Source organism: Gilliamella sp. B2838, assembly GCF_026536185.1.
In the GTDB taxonomy this organism is placed as follows: domain Bacteria; phylum Pseudomonadota; class Gammaproteobacteria; order Enterobacterales; family Orbaceae; genus Gilliamella.
In genome coordinates, this window is record NZ_JAFNOO010000002.1 from 159125 (window position 1) to 185385 (window position 26261).

Annotated in this window: 22 protein-coding genes; 13 read left to right on the forward strand and 9 right to left on the reverse strand. The window is 35.2% G+C overall.

The window, feature by feature from the left end; translation table 11 throughout:
* Positions 1-128: 128 nt before the first annotated feature.
* Positions 129-1019, reverse strand: a complete 891-nt coding sequence (locus tag J3U63_RS02555) for a LysR family transcriptional regulator (protein WP_267333273.1) — start codon at positions 1017-1019, stop codon at positions 129-131.
* Positions 1020-1122: 103 nt separating this feature from the next.
* Here J3U63_RS02555 and J3U63_RS02560 point away from each other — a divergent pair, with 103 nt between their 5' ends.
* The gene (locus tag J3U63_RS02560) at positions 1123-1785 is read left to right on the forward strand and encodes an NADPH-dependent F420 reductase (RefSeq protein WP_267370362.1); all 663 of its coding nucleotides are present in this window, start codon (positions 1123-1125) and stop codon (positions 1783-1785) included.
* A gap of 123 nt (positions 1786-1908) precedes the next feature.
* Entirely contained in the window at positions 1909-2688 is a 780-nt protein-coding gene (locus tag J3U63_RS02565) for an SDR family NAD(P)-dependent oxidoreductase (RefSeq protein ID WP_416379571.1), read from the forward strand.
* Positions 2689-2828: 140 nt separating this feature from the next.
* Here J3U63_RS02565 and J3U63_RS02570 read toward each other — a convergent pair whose 3' ends face one another.
* Entirely contained in the window at positions 2829-3131 is a 303-nt protein-coding gene (locus J3U63_RS02570; protein WP_267333270.1) for a MerR family transcriptional regulator, read from the reverse strand.
* A 147-nt stretch (positions 3132-3278) separates the two neighbouring features.
* Between J3U63_RS02570 and J3U63_RS02575 the strand changes: the two genes are divergently transcribed.
* On the forward strand, positions 3279-4442 hold the full coding sequence (locus J3U63_RS02575) for an MFS transporter (RefSeq protein WP_267370363.1): 1164 nt from the start codon (positions 3279-3281) through the stop codon (positions 4440-4442).
* A gap of 3 nt (positions 4443-4445) precedes the next feature.
* On the forward strand, positions 4446-5114 hold the full coding sequence (locus J3U63_RS02580; RefSeq protein WP_267370364.1) for a YcdB/YcdC domain-containing protein: 669 nt from the start codon (positions 4446-4448) through the stop codon (positions 5112-5114).
* Positions 5115-5220: 106 nt separating this feature from the next.
* Here J3U63_RS02580 and metG read toward each other — a convergent pair whose 3' ends face one another.
* Positions 5221-7248 (reverse strand): methionine--tRNA ligase, encoded by a 2028-nt coding sequence (metG, locus tag J3U63_RS02585; protein WP_267370365.1) that lies wholly within the window; start codon positions 7246-7248, stop codon positions 5221-5223.
* 257 nt (positions 7249-7505) lie between these two features.
* Between metG and apbC the strand changes: the two genes are divergently transcribed.
* Positions 7506-8573, forward strand: coding sequence for an iron-sulfur cluster carrier protein ApbC (gene apbC, locus J3U63_RS02590; RefSeq protein ID WP_267333266.1), 1068 nt, complete (start codon positions 7506-7508; stop codon positions 8571-8573).
* Between the two features lie 88 nt (positions 8574-8661).
* Here apbC and J3U63_RS02595 read toward each other — a convergent pair whose 3' ends face one another.
* Entirely contained in the window at positions 8662-9408 is a 747-nt protein-coding gene (locus J3U63_RS02595) for an acid phosphatase (RefSeq protein ID WP_267333265.1), read from the reverse strand.
* Between the two features lie 233 nt (positions 9409-9641).
* The gene (locus J3U63_RS02600) at positions 9642-9995 is read right to left on the reverse strand and encodes a DMT family protein (protein WP_267333264.1); all 354 of its coding nucleotides are present in this window, start codon (positions 9993-9995) and stop codon (positions 9642-9644) included.
* A gap of 264 nt (positions 9996-10259) precedes the next feature.
* On the opposite strand from J3U63_RS02600, the gene tpx reads away from it, so the two are divergent.
* Positions 10260-10775: a thiol peroxidase gene (gene tpx, locus J3U63_RS02605; RefSeq protein WP_267333263.1), complete on the forward strand. Its 516-nt coding sequence runs from the start codon at positions 10260-10262 to the stop codon at positions 10773-10775.
* A 143-nt stretch (positions 10776-10918) separates the two neighbouring features.
* Positions 10919-12094, forward strand: coding sequence for a sugar transporter (locus J3U63_RS02610; RefSeq protein WP_267333262.1), 1176 nt, complete (start codon positions 10919-10921; stop codon positions 12092-12094).
* A gap of 15 nt (positions 12095-12109) precedes the next feature.
* Here J3U63_RS02610 and J3U63_RS02615 read toward each other — a convergent pair whose 3' ends face one another.
* Positions 12110-14035, reverse strand: a complete 1926-nt coding sequence (locus J3U63_RS02615) for an ABC transporter ATP-binding protein (protein WP_267370366.1) — start codon at positions 14033-14035, stop codon at positions 12110-12112.
* A 195-nt stretch (positions 14036-14230) separates the two neighbouring features.
* On the opposite strand from J3U63_RS02615, the gene J3U63_RS02620 reads away from it, so the two are divergent.
* Positions 14231-16402 carry a phage holin family protein gene (locus tag J3U63_RS02620; RefSeq protein ID WP_267370367.1) on the forward strand — a complete coding sequence of 724 codons (2172 nt, stop codon included), beginning with the start codon at positions 14231-14233 and terminating at the stop codon, positions 16400-16402.
* Between the two features lie 69 nt (positions 16403-16471).
* On the opposite strand, the gene glyA is transcribed toward J3U63_RS02620, so the two are convergent.
* From glyA to J3U63_RS02635, 3 genes are all read right to left on the reverse strand, one after another.
* Entirely contained in the window at positions 16472-17728 is a 1257-nt protein-coding gene (glyA, locus tag J3U63_RS02625; RefSeq protein WP_267333259.1) for a serine hydroxymethyltransferase, read from the reverse strand.
* Positions 17729-18170: 442 nt separating this feature from the next.
* Complete coding sequence (locus tag J3U63_RS02630) at positions 18171-18734, reverse strand: hypothetical protein (protein ID WP_267366386.1); 564 nt, start codon at positions 18732-18734, stop codon at positions 18171-18173.
* Positions 18735-19026: 292 nt separating this feature from the next.
* Positions 19027-20658, reverse strand: a complete 1632-nt coding sequence (locus J3U63_RS02635) for a hypothetical protein (protein ID WP_267370368.1) — start codon at positions 20656-20658, stop codon at positions 19027-19029.
* 744 nt (positions 20659-21402) lie between these two features.
* On the opposite strand from J3U63_RS02635, the gene J3U63_RS02640 reads away from it, so the two are divergent.
* From J3U63_RS02640 to J3U63_RS02660, 5 genes are all read left to right on the forward strand, one after another.
* The gene (locus J3U63_RS02640; RefSeq protein WP_267366382.1) at positions 21403-22845 is read left to right on the forward strand and encodes an LTA synthase family protein; all 1443 of its coding nucleotides are present in this window, start codon (positions 21403-21405) and stop codon (positions 22843-22845) included.
* A gap of 8 nt (positions 22846-22853) precedes the next feature.
* On the forward strand, positions 22854-23477 hold the full coding sequence (locus tag J3U63_RS02645; protein ID WP_267343593.1) for a LysE family transporter: 624 nt from the start codon (positions 22854-22856) through the stop codon (positions 23475-23477).
* 187 nt (positions 23478-23664) lie between these two features.
* Positions 23665-24627: an arabinose-5-phosphate isomerase GutQ gene (gene gutQ, locus J3U63_RS02650; RefSeq protein ID WP_267333653.1), complete on the forward strand. Its 963-nt coding sequence runs from the start codon at positions 23665-23667 to the stop codon at positions 24625-24627.
* Positions 24628-24813: 186 nt separating this feature from the next.
* Positions 24814-25335: a shikimate kinase AroK gene (aroK, locus tag J3U63_RS02655; RefSeq protein ID WP_065634798.1), complete on the forward strand. Its 522-nt coding sequence runs from the start codon at positions 24814-24816 to the stop codon at positions 25333-25335.
* A 68-nt stretch (positions 25336-25403) separates the two neighbouring features.
* Positions 25404-26252: an SPOR domain-containing protein gene (locus J3U63_RS02660; RefSeq protein ID WP_267333654.1), complete on the forward strand. Its 849-nt coding sequence runs from the start codon at positions 25404-25406 to the stop codon at positions 26250-26252.
* Positions 26253-26261: the final 9 nt, after the last annotated feature.

Sequence of the window (26261 nt, forward strand, 5' to 3'; positions counted from 1 at the left end):
TAAACTATTAACTAAAAAGGCGACTGAGTCGCCTTTTTAGTTATCGATACTTTAGCTAGTTATTATATTATCTCACTTACACTCAGGCATATTGACCAATATACTTACAGTAAACAGCATCAAATAAGCTAAGCCATCTTATCTACTATAAATTCAATAAACATCTTTAATTTCAACAACTGGCGTTTATCCGCTGTATAAAGTAGATGAACTTCTCTAGGTGGTGGTAAATACTCCTGTAGAATGGGTAATAATTTTTGTTGTTTAATTGCTTCACTTAGCATCGACTCAGGTAACATCGTTACTCCCAATCCTTGAATGGCGGCTTGTGCTAAGGCGAAGGTATCATTACTTTGTAACATTCCGGATATAGGAAGATTAATCACTTGACCATTAACTTTAAAAGACCAAAGATGATCTTTTCTTGTTGGATTAACATATTGATAAATCAAACATTGGTGTTTTTTTATATCATTGGGCACTGATGGTATTCCATATTTAGCCAAATAACTTGGTGCAGCAGCAAAAATAAGTTGAAAAGATTTGAGTTTACGAGCAATTAGGCTTGAATCATCTAATACTCCAATACGAAACACCGCATCAAAATCATCCTGAACCAAATCAACATAACGATCACTTAATTGAAGATCAATATTTACCTTGGGATAACGCTTCATAAAACAGCTAATAACTGGAATTAAATTGAAATGACCAAAGCTGACTGGCGCACTGATTCTTAATCGACCATTAGGCTCTTCACTAAATTGCTGGGCAAGATTTTTTGTTGCTTTAACTTCATCAAGGATAAACAAACACCGCTCATAATATTGTTTGCCAAATTCAGTTAAATGCTGTGAACGTGTTGTTCGATTAAGTAGCTTTAAACCAATGTATTTTTCTAGATAAGAAATATATTTAGTGACCATTTGAGGTGAAGTATTTAATGAAACAGATGTAGCAACAAAAGATCCTGTTTTTACTGTCACAACAAACGCTTCCATGCACTTTAATAAATCCAAATTATCAACTCCTAGTTGTTAATAAATCAATTATTATCGTATTTATTATCTATTATTTTATAAAGATAATACAACAACTTTATTTATTTAATGGAAATACAAAATGAAAAAAATATCGATTATTGGCGCTGGCTTTATTGGTCAAGCTTGTGCAAAATTATTTATAGAATCTGGGTATCAAGTTATGCTAAGTAACTCAAGAGGAAAAAACACACTTTACAGCGTGGCGAGCGCGATAGGTTGTCAAATCGGCAATCAACAAGAAGCCATAGAATTTAGTGATATCATCGTAACTGCAATACCATTTGCTAACTATAAACAGTTACCAACAGATTTACTAAGTAACAAAATTATTATTGATACCATGAACTACTATCCTGACAGGGATGGTCATTTTGAGTTATTGGATAATCATCAAATAACAACCAGCGAACTTGTCGCTCAACACCTTAACCAATCGAAAGTAGTCAAAGCATTCAATGCTATTCTTGCAAAAGATATCGTTAAAGATGCGAAACCAAATGATAAAGTTAACAGAAGAGCGCTGCCTGTCGCTGGTAATGATATGCCGAGCAAACAGATAGTTTGTCAGTTACTTGACCAAATTGGCTATGATTATATTGATGTTGGCAATTTATCAGAAAGCTGGCGATTCGAACGAGCTAAACCAGCTTATTGCATTTCACTTAATCGTGAACAATTAAAAGAAGCTTTAGCAAAAGCGACCAAAGAAGATGAATTACCACATAATTCATGGAAATCTTAAATTAAGAAATACAATTCAATTATCTCTAATGCTTTAATATTAAAAAAATGACAATTAGCCGTTTTATTTAATTACTAGACAAATTAAATTTAATAATCGTTTTAATGGAAATAAAATATGAATATGACAGATAAAAGATACACAGCTATAACAGGTGCGAGCTCTGGTATAGGTTATGCAACAGCACTTGAATTTGCTAAACGCAACAAATCCCTTATTCTTATTGCAAGAAGGGAAGAACAATTAATTGATCTTAAAAACAAAATTGCAGAGATCAACCCAGCGGTCGATGTCATTATAAAATTATGTGATTTATCAGTAGCCAGTAATGTACATTCACTTTTTCAAGATCTTGATCAATATTTTATCGAGACTTGGATTAACAATGCAGGTTTTGGCAATTATGGAAGTGTTAAAGAGCAGGACTTAAATAAAATAGAATCAATGCTACATTTAAATATCGAAGCATTAACAATTCTATCAACGCTGTATGTGCGTAAATATCAAGATCAAGCAAATACTCAAATAATTAATCTTTCATCAAGAGGCGGATACACAATAGTACCAAATGCGGTCACATACTGTGCAACTAAATTTTATGTTAGTGCATTCACTGAAGGTTTAGCTCACGAATTAAAACAAGCTAAAGCGCCATTACAAGCTAAAGTGCTGGCTCCTGCGGCAACCAAAACAGAGTTTGGACAAAAAGCTAACAATGTCACCGATTATGACTACAATAAAAGCTTTGCTAAATATCATTCAGCCGAACAAATGGCACAATTTTTGTTAGCGTTATACGATAGTGATAAAGTCGTTGGTGAAATTAGCACTAAAGACTTTTCATTCTCACTTAAAGATGGCCTATTCCCCTATTCAGGCAATCCAGCTGAAAATCAAAAATAGTAAGATGATGCCATATTACTATTGAATGATATTTGAATAAAAACTAACTCAAAACCATAACATTGTTATCGTTTTGAGTTTTTTTAAACCTAATTTAAATAAATGGTAGCTTAACAGCTAGTGTCTAAAAAAACCTATTGTTACATCTGAATTAAACTCATCAATGAGCCAATTTTAGCAAACCTTTCTTCAACTTTCTTCGCTGCGCCATCTAATGAATATCCATCATCAATCAATTCTTGAATAAGAATTATCTTTTTAATATTGGCTAAATCAAATTGACGAGATTTAGATTGTGGGTCAACTGTTTTGATGATGCCTTTTTCTTCCCAATAACGTAATTTTCTCACTGGAATTTTAGTCATTTCAGAAACTTCCCCAATACCAACAATCACTGTTGATAAAAAGTCATCATACGTATTTTTTAGTGAATTATCACCCATGTCGAAAACCTGTTTATAGTCAAAATAAATGCTTATTATAAGGCACAATATCTTTAAACAACAAATAATGTTGTATTTAAGATAAAAATGACCCTATAATTCAATAATTGCACTTTAACTACAATTATTGAACATTTAGAGCTTAACATGAAATATAAATTAATTATAGGTACCTTTTACATTCCACTTATTGCACTGGCCGTTGTGAGTCAACTTTATATATTAATGCCTGTCTCAACCAATCTACTACTTTTTGTTACTCACGCAAGTGCCGATAATATTGGATTATTAACCACCTTTTTTGGCATTTTCTACGCTATCGGACTGATTGTCTGGGGAAGTTTATCAGACAAAATCGGCAAGGATCTCACTTTAATCATTGGTCTGCTATTACTTGCCTGCGTTAGTTTTATCTTACCACTGCTAGCAAACTACTATTTACTACTGCTTGCTCGTTCAGCTCAGGGATTTTGCGCCGCCTCGTTTCCGCCTGTTGCTTTAGCGTGGATTTCGATTAACCTACCTGACAGCTCAAAATCTAAAGCGATATCAATAATTAGTTGTGCATTTTTACTTGCAGCAACAATTGGGCAATGGTTAGGGTCGTTATTGATTTCAAACTCACTGCTTTATGCAATGTGGTTTTTAGGCGGTATTTATGCGAGTGGTGCCACTATTTTTTACGTCTATCACTTAAAAAGCGAAAAAAATAATCTGGCCGTACCAAGTACAACGCTTATTACAATATTGTCTAAGTTACCAACTATACTGATCAATAAAAAATTGTTTCCAGTATATCTCTGCTCATTATTCGTTTTACTCGGTTTTGTTGCACTTTATTCCGTATTATATCGTAGCTCGCTTATCAGCCATATTACAACTTTAAGAAGCATTGGCATTGTTGCTATGTTATTTAGTTTAACCGCAAGTTATCTATTTAAAGTGATCAAACCCGCATATGTGCTAGCAATAGCGCTTTGCGTAATGGCATTAACATTATTGATACAGGCATTTTTTATAAATGATCAAATTAACACATTAATTATCCTCTATCTCTCTCATTTCATATTCATCATTGGTCTTGCCTATGCTATTCCTTCTATGATTGTATATGTAGCAACACAATCAGAGATCAAAGATAGAGGTATTGCAACATCACTATATACTTGTATTTTGTTTATTGGTGTAAGTCTTGGAGCATTTTTACCGTCTTTAATTAACCCTTTTGTACTAATAACCGCGCTTTCTCTTTTACTTTTACTCTGCGCAATCCAACTCATCATCAATTTAACCCTCATCATAAGGAATTGATTTATGATAGAACGATTAATCAAACTGACACTAATATTAAGTTTTTGTTATTCAACATGCTATGCTCAACAATTGCACCAAACAAAGGAAAATACGATGACCTTAATAGAGTTAACAAACATCAGTACCCAAGCTGCACCCAATTTACAACAACTATTAGATAATAATGAACTTAATTTTAAGTTAGTTTTAACTATTGAAGTAATGCACAATCAACAACCAGTGACACTATATCGTTTTGAACCGCAAGAAACCATGCAACTTCATAACCAGCATATCTCATTTTTATTGGATAATAATACCGGGAAATTAGAAGGATTTGTTAGATTATTGCCGAAATATCAATCATCTAAAGCGCAAGTTGATAAAGATAAAGCCTTATCCATTACACTTAAATTTCTAGAAACTTATGCACCCGATTTATTAAACAACTTTAACAATAATTGGATAGATACGCATGATGAACAAATCATTGTTGACGGAAAAAAAGTGACGTTGACAGGTATGAAGGTAAAATGCCGTGATTTAAATACAGGTCTTTACTTTTGGACAATTATTGCACCAGACGAAACAGTAATGGTTTTTGAAAGGGATGTTGAATGGGACTTTATTCGTGCAGGTCGCCAAACACAAAAATGGTTGCACGATAGTTGGTTAAGTAAAAATTTATAATTCAACTAACCATCGTAGTGAGGTGCAATTTCATTTAAATATCTACTTAAAAACATCTTAACAAGCTTTAATGTTTAACTTGTTAAGATGTGAATAATATAAACAGTTACGAAATTCGCATACCCGGTTTTGCTCCGCTATCTGGCGATAATAAGTAAACACCTTCGCTATCGTCTTTACCACTTGCACATAGTACCATCCCTTCTGAAATACCAAAGCGCATCTTACGTGGAGCCAAGTTGGCAATCATAATGGTTAATCTACCAACTAAAACCGCTGGATCTGGATAGAACTGTTTAATGCCCGAAAATACGTTGCGAGTTTCGTCACCAATATCAAGTGTTAACTGCAATAACTTATCAGAGCCGTCAACAACAGTTGCATTTTTAATTAAGGCAACGCGCATATCCACTTTGGCAAAATCATCAAAATTGATCGTGTCAGCAATAGGTTCGGCGACGTTTTCTTTAGCTGGTGTCGCTAATGCAGCTTGTTGTTTTGTTTCGTCAATCATAGCAGTAATTTTATCCATATCGATACGGTTAAATAGGGCTTTAAATCGGTTAATAGTGTGTCCAATTAAAGGTTGATTAATCGAATCCCACGCTAATTGGCTACCTAAAAATTCTTCGGTGCGCTGTGCTAATGACGGCACGATTGGTTTTAAATAAGTCATCAAAATACGGAATAGATGAATACCCATTGAGCAAATATCTTGTAGAGTTTGCTCCTGCCCCTCTTGTTTAGCCACTACCCATGGCGCTTTTTCATCAATATAGCGATTAGCTTCATCAGCCAGTGCCATGATTTCACGTATTGCTTTCCCTGATTCACGTTGTTCAAAGTAGTCAGCAATCACGATTGATTTTTCGACAAATAACGCATAAAGCTCGGGTTCAGCAAGATTATCAGATAATTTACCGTCAAACCGTTTACTAATAAAGCCTGCCGAACGCGAGGCAATATTCACCACTTTGTTAACTAAATCACTATTTACACGTTGAACAAAATCTTCTAAGTTTAAATCGATATCATCAATATGTGGTGATAATTTCGCGGCATAATAGTAACGCAAACAGTCAGGATCTAAATGTTTTAAATAGGTACTTGCTTGGATAAAGGTACCGCGTGATTTTGACATTTTAGCGCCATCGACTGTCACATAACCATGCACAAAAATATTGGAAGGTTTACGATGTTCGCTACCATCTAACATTGCCGGCCAAAACAAGCTATGGAAGTAAACAATATCTTTACCGATAAAATGGTAAAGTTCAGTTGTTGAGCCTTTGTTCCAAAACTCATCAAAAATCGGTTTATTATGTTTATTGCAGTAATTGAGGAAAGAGCCCATATAACCGATTGGCGCATCTAACCAAACATAAAAATATTTACCTGGTGCGTCTGGAATTTCAAAGCCAAAATAAGGCGCATCACGGCTAATGTCCCATGGTTGTAATCCTGCTTCAAACCACTCCTGCATTTTATTAGCCACTTGATCTTGTAGTGTGCCTGAACGAATCCACGCTTGTAACATATCGGAAAACGCAGGCAAGTCAAAAAAGAAGTGCTCAGAATCTTTCATGATCGGCGTCGCACCAGATACCACCGATTGCGGATTGATTAAATCAATCGGATTATAGGTTGCACCACAAACTTCGCAATTATCGCCATATTGGTCTGGTGATTTACAACGAGGGCAAGTCCCTTTCACAAAACGATCAGGTAAAAACATCTGTTTTTCGGGATCGAATAATTGTGAAATAACTTTAGTTTTAATATAGCCATTAGCTTTTAGCTTTTTATAAATTTGCTCTGATATTTCACGATTTTCAGGACTATGCGTTGAGTGGTAATTATCGTAACTAATATTAAAACCAGCAAAATCTCGTTGGTGCTCGATGTTAACGTCTGCAATCATTTGCTCTGGTGTCATACCTAATTGCTGAGCTTTAAGCATGATTGGCGTACCATGCGCATCGTCAGCACAAATAAAATAGATCTCATTACCACGCATACGTTGATAACGTACCCAAACATCAGCTTGAATATGCTCAAGCATATGCCCTAAGTGAATTGAACCATTTGCGTAAGGAAGCGCACAAGTCACCAATATTTTGCGTTTTGTTGTCATGTCGATTAATTACCTTTTATTACATAATGGCGGAAATAGTACATCAATCGTGGGATTATCGCTAGATTTATGCCATAATTTAATAACATTTCTCTCAAATTCAACATGAATTCAAAGTGTAATAGGCATAATTAATCATATAAAATGGCAATACTTAATTTATCGATTAGATAACTGTTTGTCATCGTACTTGAAATACTAATAATTTAAAACAATATAAGTAGAAATCTGGTACACAAAATTTAAGGTCAAAAAACATGGAAGCAAAACAGATTCTTGAAACATTTACCCATCCTACTTTACAAAAAAATTTAGTTGCACTTGGTGCGGTTAAGCGGTGTGAATATGTTGATGAGTCACTTTCAATTCATTTAACCATGCCATTTGCTTGGGGACTTGCTTTTGAAGAGTTAAAAGCTAAGTTAACGCCTGAGTTACTTAAGTTAGATAATGTTAACCATGTGAATTGGCAGCTTGACTATAACATAGCCACTTTAAAACGTGCCAATAGCCAACATGCAGTTAAAAATATTAAAAACATTATTGCTGTTAGCTCAGGAAAAGGCGGAGTTGGTAAATCGTCAACAGCAATTAATCTTGCCCTTGCGTTACAAGCACAAGGCGCTAAAGTTGGCATTTTAGATGCTGATATCTATGGTCCTTCTATTCCAACAATGTTAGGCACAGAAAAACAACAACCATTAACCCCTGATAATAAACATATGAGCCCTATTATGGCATATGGATTAGCGAGTAACTCTATTGGTTATTTAGTTGATGCTGATGGTGCTATGGTATGGCGAGGACCAATGGCAAGTAAAGCATTGCTACAAATTTTACAAGATACACTTTGGCCCGAACTCGATTATTTAGTTATCGATATGCCGCCAGGCACTGGCGATATACAATTAACTCTTGCACAAAGTATTCCTGTGACAGCCGCGGTTATTGTTACAACGCCACAAGATATTGCTTTAATTGACGCTAAAAAAGGCATTACCATGTTCAATAAAGTCAACATTCCAACGCTGGGAATTGTTGAAAATATGAGTTATCACATCTGTGAAAATTGTGGTCATCATGAAGCTATTTTTGGAGAAGGTGGCGCTAAACATTTAGCCGAGCAATATCACACTAAATTATTGGGCCAAATACCCCTACATAAAATGTTAAGACAAGATCTCGATTCTGGCAAACCAACTGTAATTAGTCACCCTGAAAGTGACTTTACACAACTTTATTGTCAAATAGCCAGCTTAATTGCCAGTGAACTTTATTGGCAAGGTGAAACTATTTTGCCAGATATATCATTTAAAGCAGTATAAGGGTTAATTAATTGGCTTTTTATAATTAAAAGCCAATTTCATTGCGAATTATTCATCACAACTTAATAACGCTAAGTTAAATTTTAGATCAATGTTTTTTTAAATGACTAAATTCTGTTTTAGCTTTAGCTAATTGCTGATTAAATGCAGGATTAGTATGTAATTGCGCGACAACTGCTGCTGCCATCACTTTAGCGGCATCCACATCACTCTGCCAGTGATAGCCACAAATTACCCGACTTTCACCAATCTCATAACCACGTTTTAAAATTTCATTTTGACGCTCAGGATTTATCTCAGCCAACACTAGCGAAATAGCAAACCCCATTGTGGTGTGACCTGACGGATATGAACCATTAGTGGATAAAGTTTTTTCGTCTTCAGGGCGACAAGTTGGTTCATTAAAAAAAGAGAAGGGCCTGACTCGGTTATAATGGTTTTTCGCTGAACGTGTGGCGAGATCCCCCGCATCTTCTTTCATTGTGGTAATTAGTTTATAAATCTCAGGAGTTGTTGTGATTGATATTTCGTGACCAAAAGATGGCGAAAACTGCTTAGTAACATTATCTTTACTGGAATCGGCATCTAAATAGGCTTGATGACCGCGCTCAGTATTACGCATAGATTTTCCCCAATCATATTGAGCTTTATCTCTCAAAAAATCAATACTATTATAAGATGGTGGAGGCGGTAGCAATAATAGACTATCAGGTGCTTGATCTTCTTTAAGATAAAAGTCTTGCGGATCGGTAGTGACATCTTTAACGCCTACCGCAAAAGTATTTGCACAAAATAAACAACCAATGATAATACTTTTGACAAAAAGTTGTTTCATATACATCTCCTTACTAAACTTGGCATTACACTATCAATATAGTCTATGAAACAAATTGCCTTGTTAGTTTCTTCAAGTAATAAAAAATTTCGATAATACGTTGTTAAAACGCTATTTAATCAGATTGACCACTTCGCAGTCAGCCAATCTTAAATTGAATTATTTTAGGAATAAACAGTCGGATTTTTATTATGTGATAAGTGTCACATATTGATTCAGGTTGTGAAAGTCTATTAAGCCAAGATCTTATCTCGAAACATAAAAAATACAGCGCCAAGCAAACATAAACCGGCCCAAATATAATCCGTTTTGAATGGTTCTTTTAAAATGTAAATTGAAAATGGAATAAACACAGACAAACTAATCACTTCTTGAATAATTTTTAACTGACCCGCTGTCGCGACTTGAAAACCAATTCGATTAGCAGGGACTTGTAATAAATATTCAAATAATGCAATACCCCAACTTATAAAAACAGCAACTATCCAAGCTTGATTATGTAAAAAACGTAAATGTCCATACCAAGCAAAAGTCATAAAAATATTACTAAAAGTAAGTAAACACACAGTGATAAGAAGTTGGCTCATAATAATCAATAAAGTAGTAGAAAGGGAAATAACATTATATACCTACACCTAATAAAGCTGCAAAATGGATAAATAACCATTGCGTTTACATCACAATGTTTTTAGCAATTTTATTAATTGGGTAAATCATCATTATTCACCTTGTCATACTATTGATGATTTTTTAATCTAGCTTTATAGTAAAGAGAGTTTTTCTATCCTCACCTTTCCATCTTATTTCTACCACTATTAAGTTAATGTGACACTAAAAATTAGGAGACAGCTATGCAAAAACGAGTTAATGAAGTCACGATGAAAGGAACGCCTGTTACTTTGCTAGGACCAAAAATAACAATTGGTGATACAGCACCAGATTTTACTGTTGAAAATAGTAAAATGGAGCCGATAAAATTATCCGATTTTAAAGGCAAGGTTAGAATAATTAATTCAGTGCCATCAATTGATACTTCTGTGTGCAGTGCGCAAGTTCACCGTTTTAATGTTGAAGCTGCAAAATTAAAAGATGTCGTAATATTCTCTGTCAGTGTCGATCTGCCATTTGCATTAAATCGATACTGCGCGGCCGAAGGAATTGATGCAGTAAAAGTGACATCAGATCACAAAGATCTGGATTTTGGTTTAAAATATGGTGTTGTTATTGAAGAAAAACGATTACTTACAAGGGCTGTGTTTGTCGTTGATAAACATGATAAAATCGCTTATGTTGAATATGTTAAAGAAACGTCGGACGAACCTAATTACGATAAAGTGTTAGCCGCAGTCACAGCGTTAACAAACTAATTTTACCCATTATGAAAGCTATGTCATCTAAAGATTATAGATGGCATAGCTAAGCAAGATTTATGCTACCTATCCGTTTAATAACTAACAATATTCAGTTATAATTATTGAAAATCAATTTATCCCTTCAATAAAGTTATATCATGAATAATGCCAATAAACGGTCTCGAATTTGGTCGTCGATACTTTGTCTGGCTTTTGCTGGATTCATTTTCAACACCACTGAATTTGTGCCCGTTGGATTACTACCCAACATTGCTGAAAGTTTTTCGATGGATGTTGCTCATGCTGGGCTTTTATTAACCATTTATGCTTGGGCGGTATCGTTATTGTCTTTGCCATTGACAGTATTGACTTCAAAAATGGAAAGACGAAAATTATTAGCAGGACTTTTTTGTTTGTTTATTTGTAGTCACATTTTAGCGGGTTTTGCTTGGAATTTTTATAGTTTAATGGTGGCGAGAATTGGTATTGCTTGTGCGCATGCCGTTTTTTGGGCTATCACTACGCCATTAGCAGTTCGATTAGCGCCAAATGGCAAACGGGCACAAGCAATGAGTTTTATTGTTGTGGGTACATCAATGGCTACCGTATTAGGTATTCCAATTGGTACAATGATAGGACAACTCGTGGGATGGCGAGCAACCTTTTTATGCATCAGTATCATTGCATTTTCAATTATGGTGTTATTACTCTACTTATTGCCTCAAGTGCCGAGCTTAAATGTCATTTCACTAAAAGACATTCCAAAAGTGTTAAAACGCCCTGTTCTTTTGAATATCTATTTATTGACGGCGATAATTATCACCGGTCATTTTACTGCTTACACGTATATCACACCATTTATGATGAAAGTGGGCGGTTTTAGTCAACATGTTATTGTCATTATATTATTAGCTGTTGGATTTTCAGGCATGATAGGTAGCATACTATTTGCTCGCTATGCTGACAAATACCCTATTGCGATTCTCGTCTTACCGATGATAGGGCTAATAATTTGTTTATTGTCTTTATATGTTTGTGCTTTAAGCCTTTATACTGCCATTATGCAAAGTATGTTATGGGGGCTTTCGATAACTATTATTGGTATGGTAATGCAAAGCAAAGTGATTGACGCTGCACCTGATGCCGCAGATATTGCCACATCGGTCTATTCAGGTATATACAATATCGGAATTGGTGGCGGTGCTTTTGTCGGTAGCCAAGTTTTAGTTGTACTCTCAACCCATTACATTGGCTTTATTGGTTCAATTTTTGTTGTTCTTGCATTACTTTTATTCTTCTTATTATCCAAACGAATTTGGTTATTAGCAAAATAAGCGCTAAACAAGCGCTTATTGGCTTAACGATTCAAGTTGTTCCCAGCGTGTAAATACAGTTTCTAACTCAGCTTCTTTATCGGCCAAATCTTGTAATATTTTGCTGGTAACGTCATGAGGTTGGTTAAAAAAGTCACTATGACCTATTTGTGTTTGTAAATCACTAATAGCCACCTCGAGTTGCTCAATCTTAATTGGTAATTGGGTCAATTCACGTTGCTCATTATAACTCAGTTTGACTCTCTTTTTAGTGGTTTGATCTTTATTATCAACAACTATATTAGCTTCGTTGTTAGTTGATTTACTCGACTGATTAAGGGGTATTTGTGCTTTAACGGGATTGGCTTGTTGCTGTTGTTGTAAAGCATCACTGTAACCACCTGCATAAATACCAATATGACCATGATCTTCAAAAAACCAGCATTGCGTGACAACATTATCCACAAATTGCCTGTCGTGGCTAACAAGTAAAACCGTTCCTTGATAATCATTAACAAGTTCTTCTAATAATTCTAACGTCTCAATATCAAGATCATTGGTTGGTTCATCAAGTACTAATAAATTACTTGGTTTTAAAAAGAGTTTTGCTAATAACAGACGATTACGCTCACCACCGGATAATGCTCTTACTGGTGTACGTGCTCGTTTGGGTGGAAATAGAAAATCCTGTAAATAACCTAAAACATGCCTTGAGCGCCCATTTACCATCACTTCTTGCTTACCTTCAGCAAGATTATCCATTACGGTTTTTTCGGGATCGAGTTCTAATCGATACTGGTCAAAGTACGCAACTTCTAACTTGGTTCCACAATGAACATGACCGGATGTTGGGACTAAATCACCTAACATTAATTTAAGTAATGTCGTTTTACCCACTCCATTAGGTCCAATTAACGCGATCTTATCACCTCTTAAGACTTGCACGGTAAAATCGTTGATTAATTGTTTATTTTCAATTTGATAACTGACATTATCAAGTTCAAAAACAATTTTACCTGATCTTAATGCTTCTTCGATTTGCATCTTAGCACTGCCCATCACTTGACGGCGCTCCCGATGCTCTTGCCGCATTGCTTTTAAGGCGCGTACTCTACCTTCGTTACGTGTGCGACGTGCTTTAATGCCTTGACGAATCCAAACCTCTTCTTGAGCTAATTTTTTATCAAATTCGGCATTTTGTAGTTCTTCAACGCGTAATGCTTCTTCTTTGCCAATTAAATAACTATCATAATCACAACCCCATGATGCAACCTTACCGCGATCCAAATCAATAATACGCGTCGCCATTTGTCGAATAAAAGATCGGTCATGAGAAATAAAAACAATACTGCCATTAAAACTTTTTAAAAACTCTTCTAACCATTTAATCGTTTCAATATCCAAATGATTGGTAGGCTCATCAAGTAATAAAACCGTTGGTTGACAAACTAACGCTTTGGCTAAAGCGGCTTTACGTAACCATCCGCCCGACAATGATGACAATAATGCATCACCATCTAAAGAAAGTGATGAAATCACATTACGAATACGATTATCAAGTTGCCAACCATTTTGATGATCAAGTTGCTCTTGAATTTTTGCCAACTTAGTTAAATTACTTTCTGTTGGATTTTGCTCAATTTGATGAGATAAATCATAATAATCTCGTAATAATTGCGCCTGATCTTTTAATCCTTCTGCCACAAAATCAAATACATTACCTTGAATATCTCGAGGAGGATCTTGTTGAAGGCGTGAAACAATAACATTATTTTCATAAATAATTTGCCCTTCATCTAAAGGCACTTCTTTATTAAGGACTTTAAGTAACGTCGATTTACCTGCCCCATTACGTCCAACAAGACAAACTCGTTCATTTGCTTCAATCGACAGATCAATATGATCAAGCAGGGGCGCATCACTAAATGAAAGATAAGCATTTGTAAGGTTAATTAATGACATATTTTTGGTTTTATTTGGATATTAAATAATAAAGCGTTATTCTATCACAAAGTTGTAATAGGCAACTAAATTCAATTTTCAAAGTTGTAGTTAAAGGCTTCACTATGGTGAGCATTCAATGCTCTTCTTTTAAAAAATAAATACTGCGATATTTTTATTATTTATCACTATCAATGATATTTCATTATGGAGGTTATGATGAGCCATATGTGGACATTTCAACGTGTGGGTGGATTAGATCAAGTCGTTTTTAAAAGTGCTGACGATATTATTGATTTACCACAATTAGATCCCAAATTATGGGTGGCATTAAGTTGCCCTACAACAGGGTTAGATTTTGACGAAAGAACGCTTGCTTTATTAGATGATGATAAAGATGGGCGGATTCGTATTCCAGACATTCTAAATGCAATTAATTGGATAAAAGACAAACTAGTATCTTTTGATAATATTTTAACAAGCCGCCCAACCTTACCTTTATCAGAGATCAACACATCGACCGAACAAGGTAAAAAATTATTAATAACCGCTCGTAGTATCTTAGCCAATCTAGGCAAAAATCAAGCAGAGTCTTTGACTCAAGATGATGTACAACAATCGTTTAAAATAAATGCAAGTAAACTCTATAATGGCGATTTAATTTTTCCTGCATCGGCTCAATTACCAACTCAAATGCAATCTTTTATTGAATTTGCCATTAAAACTGTTGGTGCAGAAAAAGATATGAGTGGGCAAGATGGTATAACGCTCGACATCGCTAAGGCTTTTGCAAGCAATATCAAGATATGGCAACAATGGCAAACAGATATTAATAATACTCAAACACCTTTTGGTGCAAATCGTGCAGAAATATGGAAATTAATCCAATTACTTAAACCTAAAATTGATGATTATTTTTTACGTGTTGAACTGGCGCAATATGCGCCCCAAGCACAATCATCACTCAATGTTGATGAGAAGTATATTGTGCCAAATCAAAATGGACTGTTATCAAATGAAGCACTCGCTCAATTACCTTTATCTAAAATTGATAACAGCCTTACGCTTGACTTAGTCAATGGTCTTAATCCGCTTTGGAAAGATAAAATTAGCCGATTTAAAACATTAGTTGCAACTTCATTGACTAATCCAAATCAACTTAGTCAATCAGAGTGGAAAGCGATACAACATAGTTTAGAAGGTTACGCTACATTGATTAATTCTAAACCGGAAATGGTGAAATTAAATGTCACAACCAACCCAACGGAAAGTATAGAGGATATACCAAATCAACTTTTCAATGGTACGACGATAGATGATTTATTGCTTGAATTTGAAAAAATGATTGAACAAGACAGTAAAACACCAATTTCAGCATCAGATGTATTAGTGTTAGAAAAACTGGTGCTTTTTCAAAAACACCTTTATCGTTTATTAGTTAACTTTGCTTCATTTGCTGATTTCTTTTCACTTGAAAAAAGAGCCGCATTTCAATTAGGAAAACTTTATATTGACGGTCGTTGTGCCACATTGTGTGTTGCAGTAGAAAATATAGCTAAACACTCAACGATGGCCAATTACTCCGAGTTATGTCTACTTTATTGTGAATGTACCAGACTAGGCGAAAAACAGACTATTGCAGCAGCAATCACAGCGGGCCAAGGTGATCTATTAATAGAGGGGCGTAATGGTGTATTTATCGACAACGATGGCAATGACTGGGATGCCAATGTAGTTAAAATGATTACTAAACCGATTAGTATTCAACAAGCAATATGGGCACCTTATCAACGTATAGGGCGTTTAATTACGGAACAAATTAACAAATGGGCAACAAGCAAAGATGCTGATATCGAAAAATCCAGTGAAAAAGTCATCCAACAGCCAGAAACAAAATTTGATATTGGTAAAAGTGTCGGAATTTTTGCTGCGATAGGCTTAGCTGTTGGTGCCATAGGTACTGCACTAGCCACACTATTTCAAGCTATTTTTTCACTTACTTGGTGGCAATTTCCACTGGTTTTTATCGGTCTGTTTTTAATTATTTCAGGTCCTTCTGTTGTTTTAGCTTGGTTAAAATTAAGGCGTAGAACACTTGGTCCTTTACTTGAAGCTTCCGGCTGGGCAATTAACGGGCAAGTAAAAATCAATCTATTATTAGGAAGATTACTTACCAGCAAAGCAGAACTACCGGAAAACGCTAAACGAAATTTACGCGATCCATTAAAAAGAAGAAATAAAAAATTAACTATAGCGTTTTGGTTAGCCATTGTACTTGGCATAGCTATAAGTGGAGGATGGCTTTGGTATAAAGGGTATTTCAATCAATATTTTGAACCGGAAAAGTCTTCAGTTCAAAAAAATACCACAACAACTTCAGAAAAATAAAAACATGAATAAAATATATTTATGATGATTAATTTCGCCGACTTAGCGGCCGGCGAATATCATTCAAAATTAATGTTGATAAACCGGTAGTCGCTTACAAATAGTTAACACTTTTTCTTTTACTGCTTGAATTGTTTGCTCATCATCAATATTATCGAGCACATCACACATCCAATTCGCGAGTTCCCGTGATTCGGCTTCTTTAAAACCACGTCGGGTAATTGCCGGCGTACCAATACGCACACCAGAGGTAACAAATGGACTTTGTGGATCTTTAGGAACACTATTTTTATTCACTGTAATATTTGCACTACCTAAAGCAGCATCCGCTTCTTTACCTGTGATATTTTTATCAACCAAATCAATTAAAAATAGGTGGTTTTTAGTTTCGCCAGAAACTACTTTGTAACCACGTTTTAAAATAACTTCAACCATCGCCTGTGCATTTTTTACGACTTGTTGTTGGTAAATTTTATATTCTGGCTCCATCGCTTCTTTCAGTGCAACTGCTTTTGCTGCAATAACATGCATTAAAGGACCACCTTGCGCGCCAGGAAAGACCGATGAGTTTAATTTTTTATAAAGATCTTCACTACCATTTTTAGCTAAAATTAATCCACCACGTGGACCGCCAAGCGTTTTGTGTGTCGTTGTTGTTACAACGTGCGCATAAGGCACTGGATTTGGGTAAACACCTGCGGCAACTAAACCTGCAACATGGGCCATATCAACAAAAAAGTATGCCCCTACGCTATCAGCTATTTCACGCATACGTTTCCAATCAACAATACCTGAATAAGCTGAAAAACCACCAATAATCATTTTAGGTTGCGACTCTTTAGCGATTTTAGCTAATTGCTCATAATCGATATGACCGGTAGCATCAACACCGTAGGCAACAATATTATAAAGTTTACCTGAAAAACTAACAGGTGCGCCGTGCGTCAAGTGACCGCCTTCAGATAAATTCATGCCTAAAACAGTATCGCCGGGCTGTAAAAGTGCGGTATAAACAGCAAAGTTAGCTTGTGACCCAGAATGGGGCTGTACATTGGCATAATCGGCACCAAATAATGCTTTAGCACGATCTATGGCTAATTGCTCAACAATATCAACATATTCACAACCGCCATAATATCGTTTACCGGGATAACCTTCCGCATATTTATTGGTCAGTTGAGAGCCTTGAGCCTGCATCACACGTGGGCTGGTGTAATTTTCTGATGCGATAAGTTCGAGATGATCTTCTTGTCGTTGTTCTTCACCTTTAATCGCATCCCACAAATCCTTATCATAATCGGCAATTGTCATTTCTTTACTAAACATGTTGGCTCCTTGTTGTCAATCACATTGACCTTGCGGCTAATTGTTGTATTAATATGTTCAAAAAAAATCGTGTTCGATTATCGTTACTTAATTAACCAGCAATTTCAATCTTTTTTTAATCATTATAAGTAATATTTATATGAAAAATGCTGAAAAAGAGATTTGCTATTTTGCTCTACAGTTTTAATTATTCACTTACTAAAGGAATTGATAGGTCAGTTTCGCTTAGGTATTAACTCGTTGATAAAATAATAAGTAAAAATGTGAATAAATAGTGATTGGTTGAGTGAAATCGTTAATTAACTAGCGGATTGTTTTCATGCTTAGCCGATTTGATATCGGCTATTTCATTATTGTGTGAATAACTTTCTCTCAAAAAAAGTGTGTTGAGATTTTAGATTATTTGAAAAAATAAAAATGCATGTTTTTTATACTAAAAATTTTATCTCAGACGGCTTCGCCCCTGTGATAAAATTTTTTCCTTCAAACCTCGGATAAAACCCGATTCTATTGATGATGGATATTTATCCTGCCGCCAATTCATTAAAAAATAATACTCTTGCTCGCTGAGTGTTAGCTGCCTGCTGGCTGCTAACTCTCTGCTCAAAGCTGATACTTCTAAGTTTTTTTCAGCCTCTACTAGCTCTGTTTTATTATTTCGCTCGATTTCTTCTTTCTTTAGTAGATAATTTTTTTGCTTTAGATACCAACTGTTATAATCTGCTAAATCCTCTATTTCATGTGTTAACTTTATTTCATAACCATAATCATGATGAATTAATCTACGACCAAAATGTTTTTCTAAGGTTGAAACCGGTAATCCACCTCGTAGAATAAGATCGCCACCACTTTTTTTATGACGAACACCGCATACTTTCACCAAAAGATTTAACTCTATTCTAGCCAAATAAAGCGACATGCCATACAACTGCGCAAATATTCCTTGTTTGAAAAAATAAATACTAGTGCGACTATTACTTTTCTCTAATTTATCAATTATATCCATACTACATTTCACCTTTATCTAATCAATAGTGATTATGAATTTTAATCAAATCAGTAATGCTCATTTTGTATTCTGCTAGTAAAAAATTCATCCATCCATAAAATTACTTGATATATTTATTCACTAAATAATACGCACATGTGTATGCCATAACATAAGCCTTATTTCAATGAAAACACTATTGTTCATTAAACAGACATTATAAAAAAACGGTGTTATCATCCTAAATTTTATTGCTTTTTTAAACCCAAATTTTTAAAAATCTAAAACACATGCTCGACATAAATGATTGCTAAGGAGCTACACATACTGAATAGACAGAAAGATGTCCACCAAAAGAGAAGATAACTCCATCGTCGAAGTAAACACGATAATAAATATCACTTTGTCCACGATCTCTTGTCCAGTATAGAGGTGTTTCACTATTATTAAAATCTGCATTTGGATAATTTCCCATTTTGCCCCACTCAGCTAAAAAACTTGCCCCAATGTAACGCTGATAAACTGAGTAATCCGATGTTGGTACAGCTGGTTGACAAGTTGGATCATCTAGAAATGGACAATTGGCGTTAGTAAGATCTTTTACTGTTGGAAGCTGATAACCTATGCTATCACACCAAGTTTCTGCGTTATCGTACCTAACTTTATTTTGTCCCCTATTAACAAACCACTGCTTTAACACAAACCCATATTTTATTACTTCTTTACCTTGATTATCTTTACCCACTAATTCAAATGTTGCAGGTAAGTTCGGTTTTGGAATAATACCAGGGGTAAGTGCTTGCTTTTGAGCCTCACTTGCAACAGGTCCAGTCAGTGTCACTCGCACACTGGTACCACTACTATTTGGAATCATTGTGGCTGTGATCCCCCCATGTGTTACTACAGGCCAATTTAATGCTCCTGTCCCGCTTATATCAAGATCAAAATATAAATTGTCAGCACCCGTAGTCGGAAAGTTAATGCCATATGACTCGGGCGTGATAGATTGAACAAGAAAACCATGGTCTGGATTCCAAATATTAGGTGGACCGGCAATCTCTCCACCTAGACCCTCATCATTGAAATGACGACCATATGCAAGGCTTGGTTTAACATAACATACTTTAGGCGTACTTGGGTAAAGATAATAACTATGGCTGCCCCCCGTAAAGCTTCCTATTGAAGGGATCCCATAATTTGTTGCTAACGAACCTGCATCTGCACTGAGTGTTAATTTATAAGGCGATTTACACGAGTCTAACTCACTATTCGGATTTGACTTGACATAATTGGTGACATCTTCTCCTGCCGCATTTTCCCACTTTATTTGCATATTACCCGTTATCGTAAATAATTTATCACCATCCGGATCGTGCCAATAATTATTTGTCACGACCACATTGGCTAAGGTCGTTGATGGATAATTTGCAAACGGCATATTTGTCACAATATCACTAAATGTCGATGACACCTTATCTATCATAATAGGATCTGTCGCACTTGAATTGTCTTCCAATGCCGAAATCACCTTATTTTTTGGTAAGGTGATTGATAACAACGGTAGTATTGTCGATGAAGCACTCTTACCATTGTCAAAACTTAAATACGGACTACTACCATTAATCGACTTTGCTGTTTGTGAACTCAATCCATAAACGGGCATACTAAACAGCACCGGACATAACAAAAACACTAACAATAAACGTCGTTTTATAAATAATTTTAATAAGTCTAATTTGGATAAAACGGCTAATTTTAACCGACCAACAAATTGATTAATGAAAAAATAAAATAATAAAGAGGATTTTATGGCTGGAATAATAACGCTAACGAACGCGCTAAAAAAGTGAATTATTCTATATGTGGCTGGCTGGCTGGCTGGCTGGCTGGCTGGCTGGCTGGCTGGCTGGCTGGCTGGCTGGCTGGCTGGCCCCGTAAACAACTGTATTTTAACATATTTTTAATCCTTTTTAAATAATCCATTGTTCTTTTATACTAAATTTTGAACAAATATTGTATGCCAGTCATAATATTGACTGACCGAGTATAAAAAAAACAATCAAACTCATCAATGATAAAATAGTTAATAATTGTAAAGTCTACTTTAATGATGGCTGATAGTAATTTGTAGGTTTGTTGTTTATTTAAAAAGTGAATACATACCGTATCGTTATCGATCTTATTGCTTAAATTAAACTGTATAGATCGGAAAGATGCTTTACCAGTAGCAATCACTTCATAAGCTTTATTTTATTTTCAGAAAATAACAGAATGATAACTGTGTTTATATAATCTTTTTTTATTTATTCAAAAACAAGTTAAGTTATTTTAGTTTTCGATACATCTAACCTCTAATAGACAATGTTATCTTCATCCACATATTTCTCAAATTTATAGGTCACGCATAATAGTCAGAATCTTTGATAACAGAAGTAAGTAAAAAAACCAATAGCAACAAAACAGTGAAATTCTTCATATTATCGTTGTTTTTTTTATTAACCTATTAATTTAATATCAAAAAAATAAAAAAGAGATTATTAATTTTTTTTAATAACTTTAACCGCTAATGCTGAGTGGCCAACAATAATGGAATATAATGTTCGTTATACCACCCTTGGTTACTTTTTTATTTTTTCAAGAATACGTATATACTGTGGCAAAGTTAATTGCTGAGTAACACGTTTTTATGCCTTTATCTACCCTTGTTATTTTACCTTTTTTGCTACTAACTATTCTTTTCGCTTCATTATTTAAACAAAAAAAATGGCAACTATTGATCATAGTATTAATGACCGTTTTTATTGTGATGGAACTGACCTCGATCTATTTTAGTGGTGGATTTATCGATTATCAGTTTTACGTTAATTTAAATGTTAATGATATTATTGAAGGGCTGTTTATCTTTAAATTACAAGCCGTACTTGTGATTGCGGTATTTTTTATATTGATATATTTGCTGACAAAGTTAGCTAATTTGTGCCAACATAAATGTCGATTATCGATCCGAATATTAATTGGCGTAATAGCAATTATCTCATTAAGTTATCAAAACGGTCCATTTAGCCGAATATACGAGATCTATCAAGTGACCTGTGCACCTAAACGATCATTTGAGCAGGCACTACACGCATTAAACATGGACAATTATCCAACTAAGCAACAAATCACTAGTGAAAAAGGTAAAAATATTATTGTTCTATCTTTAGAATCGTTTGAACAAGGTTTTTTTGATTTTACTGATATTACGCCACATTTACGCCAACTACGGCAAGACTATACCTTCTTTGCGAATATGCCAATGAGCCCTGGTAGCAGTTGGACAACAGCTTCAATGTATACTTATATGACTGGCATGCCATTTTTAATTGGTGAATATTCGACATCACCGCTGGCCAGCGCAAATAAAACACAATTAGTCAGCTTGGGTGACGTACTCAAACAAGCAGGCTATGAAACGCGCTATGTTATGGCTGGCCCTGAATTTGCGGGTATTGGACACATAGCCGAGCTGTTAGGCATGCAAGTCGTTTCTGAGAAAAACTATGCTGGCCAATATCCTAATGCGCCTTTTGGTTTATATGATAAAGATATATTAGATATAGCCCACAAACAGGTAACGAGTTTGCATAGCTCAGGTAAACCCTTCGCGCTATTTATTTCAACCATTTCAACGCATGCGCCAAATGGTTTTTATGACGAACGAATGCGATCGGTGATTGCACCGAAAGACGATAATATGTCATTTGTTGCTGCTTCGTTAGACTATAATGTTGGTCAGTTTATTAAGCAGTTAAAAGATCAAGGACTACTTGAAAACACCGTGTTTTATATCTTTCCCGATCATTTAATGATGGGCTCTGCAACCCCAACGATAAAACATCTTTCAGAAAAAGAACGTAAGCTTTATTTGCTCACAAACGCACAAACAGTTGATTTACAAAAAACACCTGATCAAACCATTTATCAGATTGATTTACCAAGGCTCATTTTAAATGGCGCTCAAATTAACAGCAATGTTAAATTTTTAACCGATTATTTAACTCAACCAAATTTAGATAAAAAACAGTATATTGAACAAAATAAATCGGGCATTGCTAGTTTAAATCAAGCTGCTCAACTGTTGAATTAGGCATAATTATGACTCTTGATACCGTACTTTTAGTGTCAACTATCAGTTGTCTTGGCATGATTTCGCCTGGCCCTGACTTTTTTTTGATTTTGAAAAACAGCTTAACTTATAGCCGAAAAATAGCCCTGTTGACGTGTTTGGGAGTCATCACTGCAATATTAATCCATATGAGTTATTGTGTAGCCGGTGTGGCAGTACTGATTGCTGCTACGCCATTACTGTATAATGTATTACGCTATGCGGGCGCCGCTTACTTATTATGGCTTGGCATTAAAGCATTACTTGCAAAAAAGACCAATACTACTTATGTCAGTCAACAATTAATTGACAAACAAATGTCCGCTAAATCCGCGTTTATACAAGGGTTGTTGTGTAACTTGCTTAATCCTAAAGCAACGTTATTTTTTCTAGCTATTTTTACCCAAGTATTAAATGCTAACTCGTCAACCACCGACAAATTGCTAGTTGCATTCATCATTTGGATAGAAGCCGTATTATGGTGGCCCTTTGTGGTTTTCATCTTTCAAACACAAGCAGTTCAACGACACTATTTTAAAATGCAATTAATTATCGATAAATTATTGGGGGTAATTTTAATCACATTGGGCATAAAAGTGGCTTTTGGGTTATAAATTATTATGTATTGATGTTTAAAGGCTTGAAATACCACAAATGCTTTAATGTCATACCTTTCTTTTTTGAATATTCAATCGTTAATTGATAAAATATCAGTAATCTGACTTTTTATAATCATCTTACGTTGTTATTACCGATTATAACTTCATTTTATTCATATTAAATGCGTTAGGCTTGTTGAAAATGGACAAATTATTACAATATGGTCGTGAGCTACTTGAATTAGAACTTTACGAAGCTCAAAAACTACCGAACCGACTCGGACAAGATTTTATTAAAGCTTGTCAGCTGATTTTAACAACAAAAGGCAAAGTTGTTGTGTCAGGTATTGGGAAATCTGGGCATATTGGTAAAAAAATTGCGGCTTCACTTGCCAGCACTGGTAGCCCAGCTTTTTTCATGCATCCTTCCGAAGCACTACATGGTGATCTAGGTATGGTGACCGAAAATGATGTTGTTATCTTAATTTCTTATTCTGGTCGGGCAAAAGAATTTAATTTTATTATCCCTATCCTTACAGCAATGAATGTGCCTATTATTGCAATTACAGGTGGGTTAGATTCACCATTAGCTAAATCTGCTCAGGCTGTGCTTGATATTTCAATTGAAAAAGAGGCCTGCCCTATGGGACTTGCACCGACTTCGAGTTCGACCAATACCTTATTAATGGGCGATGCGCTTGCTATAGCGGTTATGCGTGCTCGAGGTTTTAAAGAAGAAGATTTTGCACGCTCTCATCCTGCGGGGAGTTTAGGCGCTAAATTACTTAATCATGTTAAAGATGTTATGCGACAGGGCGATTCAATTCCAAAAGTACCACAAACAGCAACCGTATTGGATGCTATGTTAGAATTAAGCCGAACTGGCGTGGGTTTAGTTGCAATCTGCAAAAATAATAATAAAATTGTTGGCGTATTTACTGATGGGGATTTACGCCGTTTATTACTCAAAAATGGAACATTGCAAGACAGCATTACAGACGTGATGACCAGCCCAGGATATCAAATCCCCGAAAATTGGAAAGCAGTAGAGGCTTTAAAATCATTTAATGACCACAATATTACAGCTGCACCCGTTGTAAATACCGAAGGTGAATTAGTCGGTGCGTTAAATATTCATGATTTACACCAAGCAGGAATAAGCTAGAAAACTATTACAAATACTTATTGCAAAAAGGTACTATCTATTGAGATAATTACCGACCTAAATTTTTGTCGTTAGACGGAGATCCAAGAAAAGTTACACAGTTAATGAAGTAAATGATTCAATCAGTCATAAACATTAACATTGTGTTGTATATTTTAACCAAAATTAATAGATGATGAAACTACAATGGCAGAAAAGCGAAATATCTTTCTAATTGGCCCAATGGGGGCTGGAAAAAGCACTATAGGCCGACAAATTGCACAACAGTTGGGCATGGAATTTTTCGACTCAGATCAAGAGATTGAAAAACGTACTGGTGCTGATATTGCATGGATTTTTGATTTAGAGGGTGAAGACGGATTCAGAGCCAGAGAAGAAAAAGTTATTAATGAATTAACTGAAAAACAAGGTGTAGTATTAGCTACCGGCGGTGGTTCAGTATTATCAAAAGAGACCCGTAATCGATTATCAGCACGTGGCATTGTTGTTTATTTAGAAACAACTATTGAAAAACAAATGGCAAGGACGCAAAAAGACAAACGTCGTCCATTATTACAAGGTGGTAATACTCCAAGAGAACTTTATGAAGAATTAGCAGGTGAACGTGAACCTCTTTATGAAGAAATTGCGGATATTACTATTAAAACAGATGAACAAAGTGCCAAAGGTGTTGCGGGTTATATCATTGAAAAAATAGAGCAAATTTAAGCCATTTATTTAAATAATAATGGTTAGTCATAAAGCATTAAACCTTTTGGATAGGTTAAGGAGCAAGTATGCGTGTAGATAGAGATGACCGTTATATAACAGAACAACCTAGTAAGGACGCTAAGCCCTCGTTGACATTGCCAAGTTTTTTACAAGATTTTCCAAGAAAAAAATTAATTATTCTTGGTTTGGCAATCGTTATTATTCTGTTATTACTTAGTTTAATTATCTTTCGATCTTCTTCACGTAAAAATGAGCCGACGCTTGTAACGCCTCCTGAAGTGAATAGTGTAAGTTCAGCTGATGCCAATACTACGCCTGTCACTGACGGACTAAACAGTCCAGCGACAAATGCAATGCCAACAGAAAGTGCTGGCGTTGCAACCCAGACACCAACTGAAAATGCGTTAAATCAAACAAATACGCAACAACAACTGGATATTCCTAGCGATACAGGTAGCGACTTAGCGAACACATATACGCCAACTGCTCCTTCAGTTAATCGTGATATAACAACGTCAACAAATAGAACGACAACAATTAATGACATTAACGGTAGAACCCATGTTTCACACCAAACAGATAGTCATAATCGAAAATCAACTAATAGAAAAGACGAAAAAACCAATACCGCTAAAAATGCCAAGATAGGAAACGATCGTTATACAATTCAGCTTAGTGCTTCTAAATCGGCTGAAGGTCTAAGAAAACTTGTAAAACAAAATAATATTACTGATTATCATATTTATGAAACTAAACATAAAAATGGTACGTGGTTCATTTTAATCAAAGGCAATTATTCATCAAGAGATGAAGCTCATAAAGCGATGAAATCTTTACCAGCAGCACTCCAAAAAGATAAACCATGGGTTAAATCTGGAGCCGCTATTAACAAAGAAAAAATTGCAAACAACTAAAGGATATCG

Excerpts from the sequence above, each read along its gene's own strand:
- J3U63_RS02560 (WP_267370362.1), top strand. The coding sequence starts at position 1,123 with ATGAAAAAAATATCGATTATTGGCGCTGGCTTTATTGGTCAAGCTTGT.
- J3U63_RS02565 (WP_416379571.1), top strand. The coding sequence starts at position 1,909 with ATGACAGATAAAAGATACACAGCTATAACAGGTGCGAGCTCTGGTATA.
- J3U63_RS02570 (WP_267333270.1), bottom strand. The coding sequence starts at position 3,131 with ATGGGTGATAATTCACTAAAAAATACGTATGATGACTTTTTATCAACA.
- J3U63_RS02575 (WP_267370363.1), top strand. The coding sequence starts at position 3,279 with ATGAAATATAAATTAATTATAGGTACCTTTTACATTCCACTTATTGCA.
- J3U63_RS02580 (WP_267370364.1), top strand. The coding sequence starts at position 4,446 with ATGATAGAACGATTAATCAAACTGACACTAATATTAAGTTTTTGTTAT.
- metG (WP_267370365.1), bottom strand. The coding sequence starts at position 7,248 with ATGACAACAAAACGCAAAATATTGGTGACTTGTGCGCTTCCTTACGCA.
- apbC (WP_267333266.1), top strand. The coding sequence starts at position 7,506 with ATGGAAGCAAAACAGATTCTTGAAACATTTACCCATCCTACTTTACAA.
- J3U63_RS02595 (WP_267333265.1), bottom strand. The coding sequence starts at position 9,408 with ATGAAACAACTTTTTGTCAAAAGTATTATCATTGGTTGTTTATTTTGT.
- J3U63_RS02600 (WP_267333264.1), bottom strand. The coding sequence starts at position 9,995 with ATGAGCCAACTTCTTATCACTGTGTGTTTACTTACTTTTAGTAATATT.
- tpx (WP_267333263.1), top strand. The coding sequence starts at position 10,260 with ATGCAAAAACGAGTTAATGAAGTCACGATGAAAGGAACGCCTGTTACT.
- J3U63_RS02610 (WP_267333262.1), top strand. The coding sequence starts at position 10,919 with ATGAATAATGCCAATAAACGGTCTCGAATTTGGTCGTCGATACTTTGT.
- J3U63_RS02615 (WP_267370366.1), bottom strand. The coding sequence starts at position 14,035 with ATGTCATTAATTAACCTTACAAATGCTTATCTTTCATTTAGTGATGCG.
- J3U63_RS02620 (WP_267370367.1), top strand. The coding sequence starts at position 14,231 with ATGATGAGCCATATGTGGACATTTCAACGTGTGGGTGGATTAGATCAA.
- glyA (WP_267333259.1), bottom strand. The coding sequence starts at position 17,728 with ATGTTTAGTAAAGAAATGACAATTGCCGATTATGATAAGGATTTGTGG.
- J3U63_RS02630 (WP_267366386.1), bottom strand. The coding sequence starts at position 18,734 with ATGGATATAATTGATAAATTAGAGAAAAGTAATAGTCGCACTAGTATT.
- J3U63_RS02640 (WP_267366382.1), top strand. The coding sequence starts at position 21,403 with ATGCCTTTATCTACCCTTGTTATTTTACCTTTTTTGCTACTAACTATT.
- J3U63_RS02645 (WP_267343593.1), top strand. The coding sequence starts at position 22,854 with ATGACTCTTGATACCGTACTTTTAGTGTCAACTATCAGTTGTCTTGGC.
- gutQ (WP_267333653.1), top strand. The coding sequence starts at position 23,665 with ATGGACAAATTATTACAATATGGTCGTGAGCTACTTGAATTAGAACTT.
- aroK (WP_065634798.1), top strand. The coding sequence starts at position 24,814 with ATGGCAGAAAAGCGAAATATCTTTCTAATTGGCCCAATGGGGGCTGGA.
- J3U63_RS02660 (WP_267333654.1), top strand. The coding sequence starts at position 25,404 with ATGCGTGTAGATAGAGATGACCGTTATATAACAGAACAACCTAGTAAG.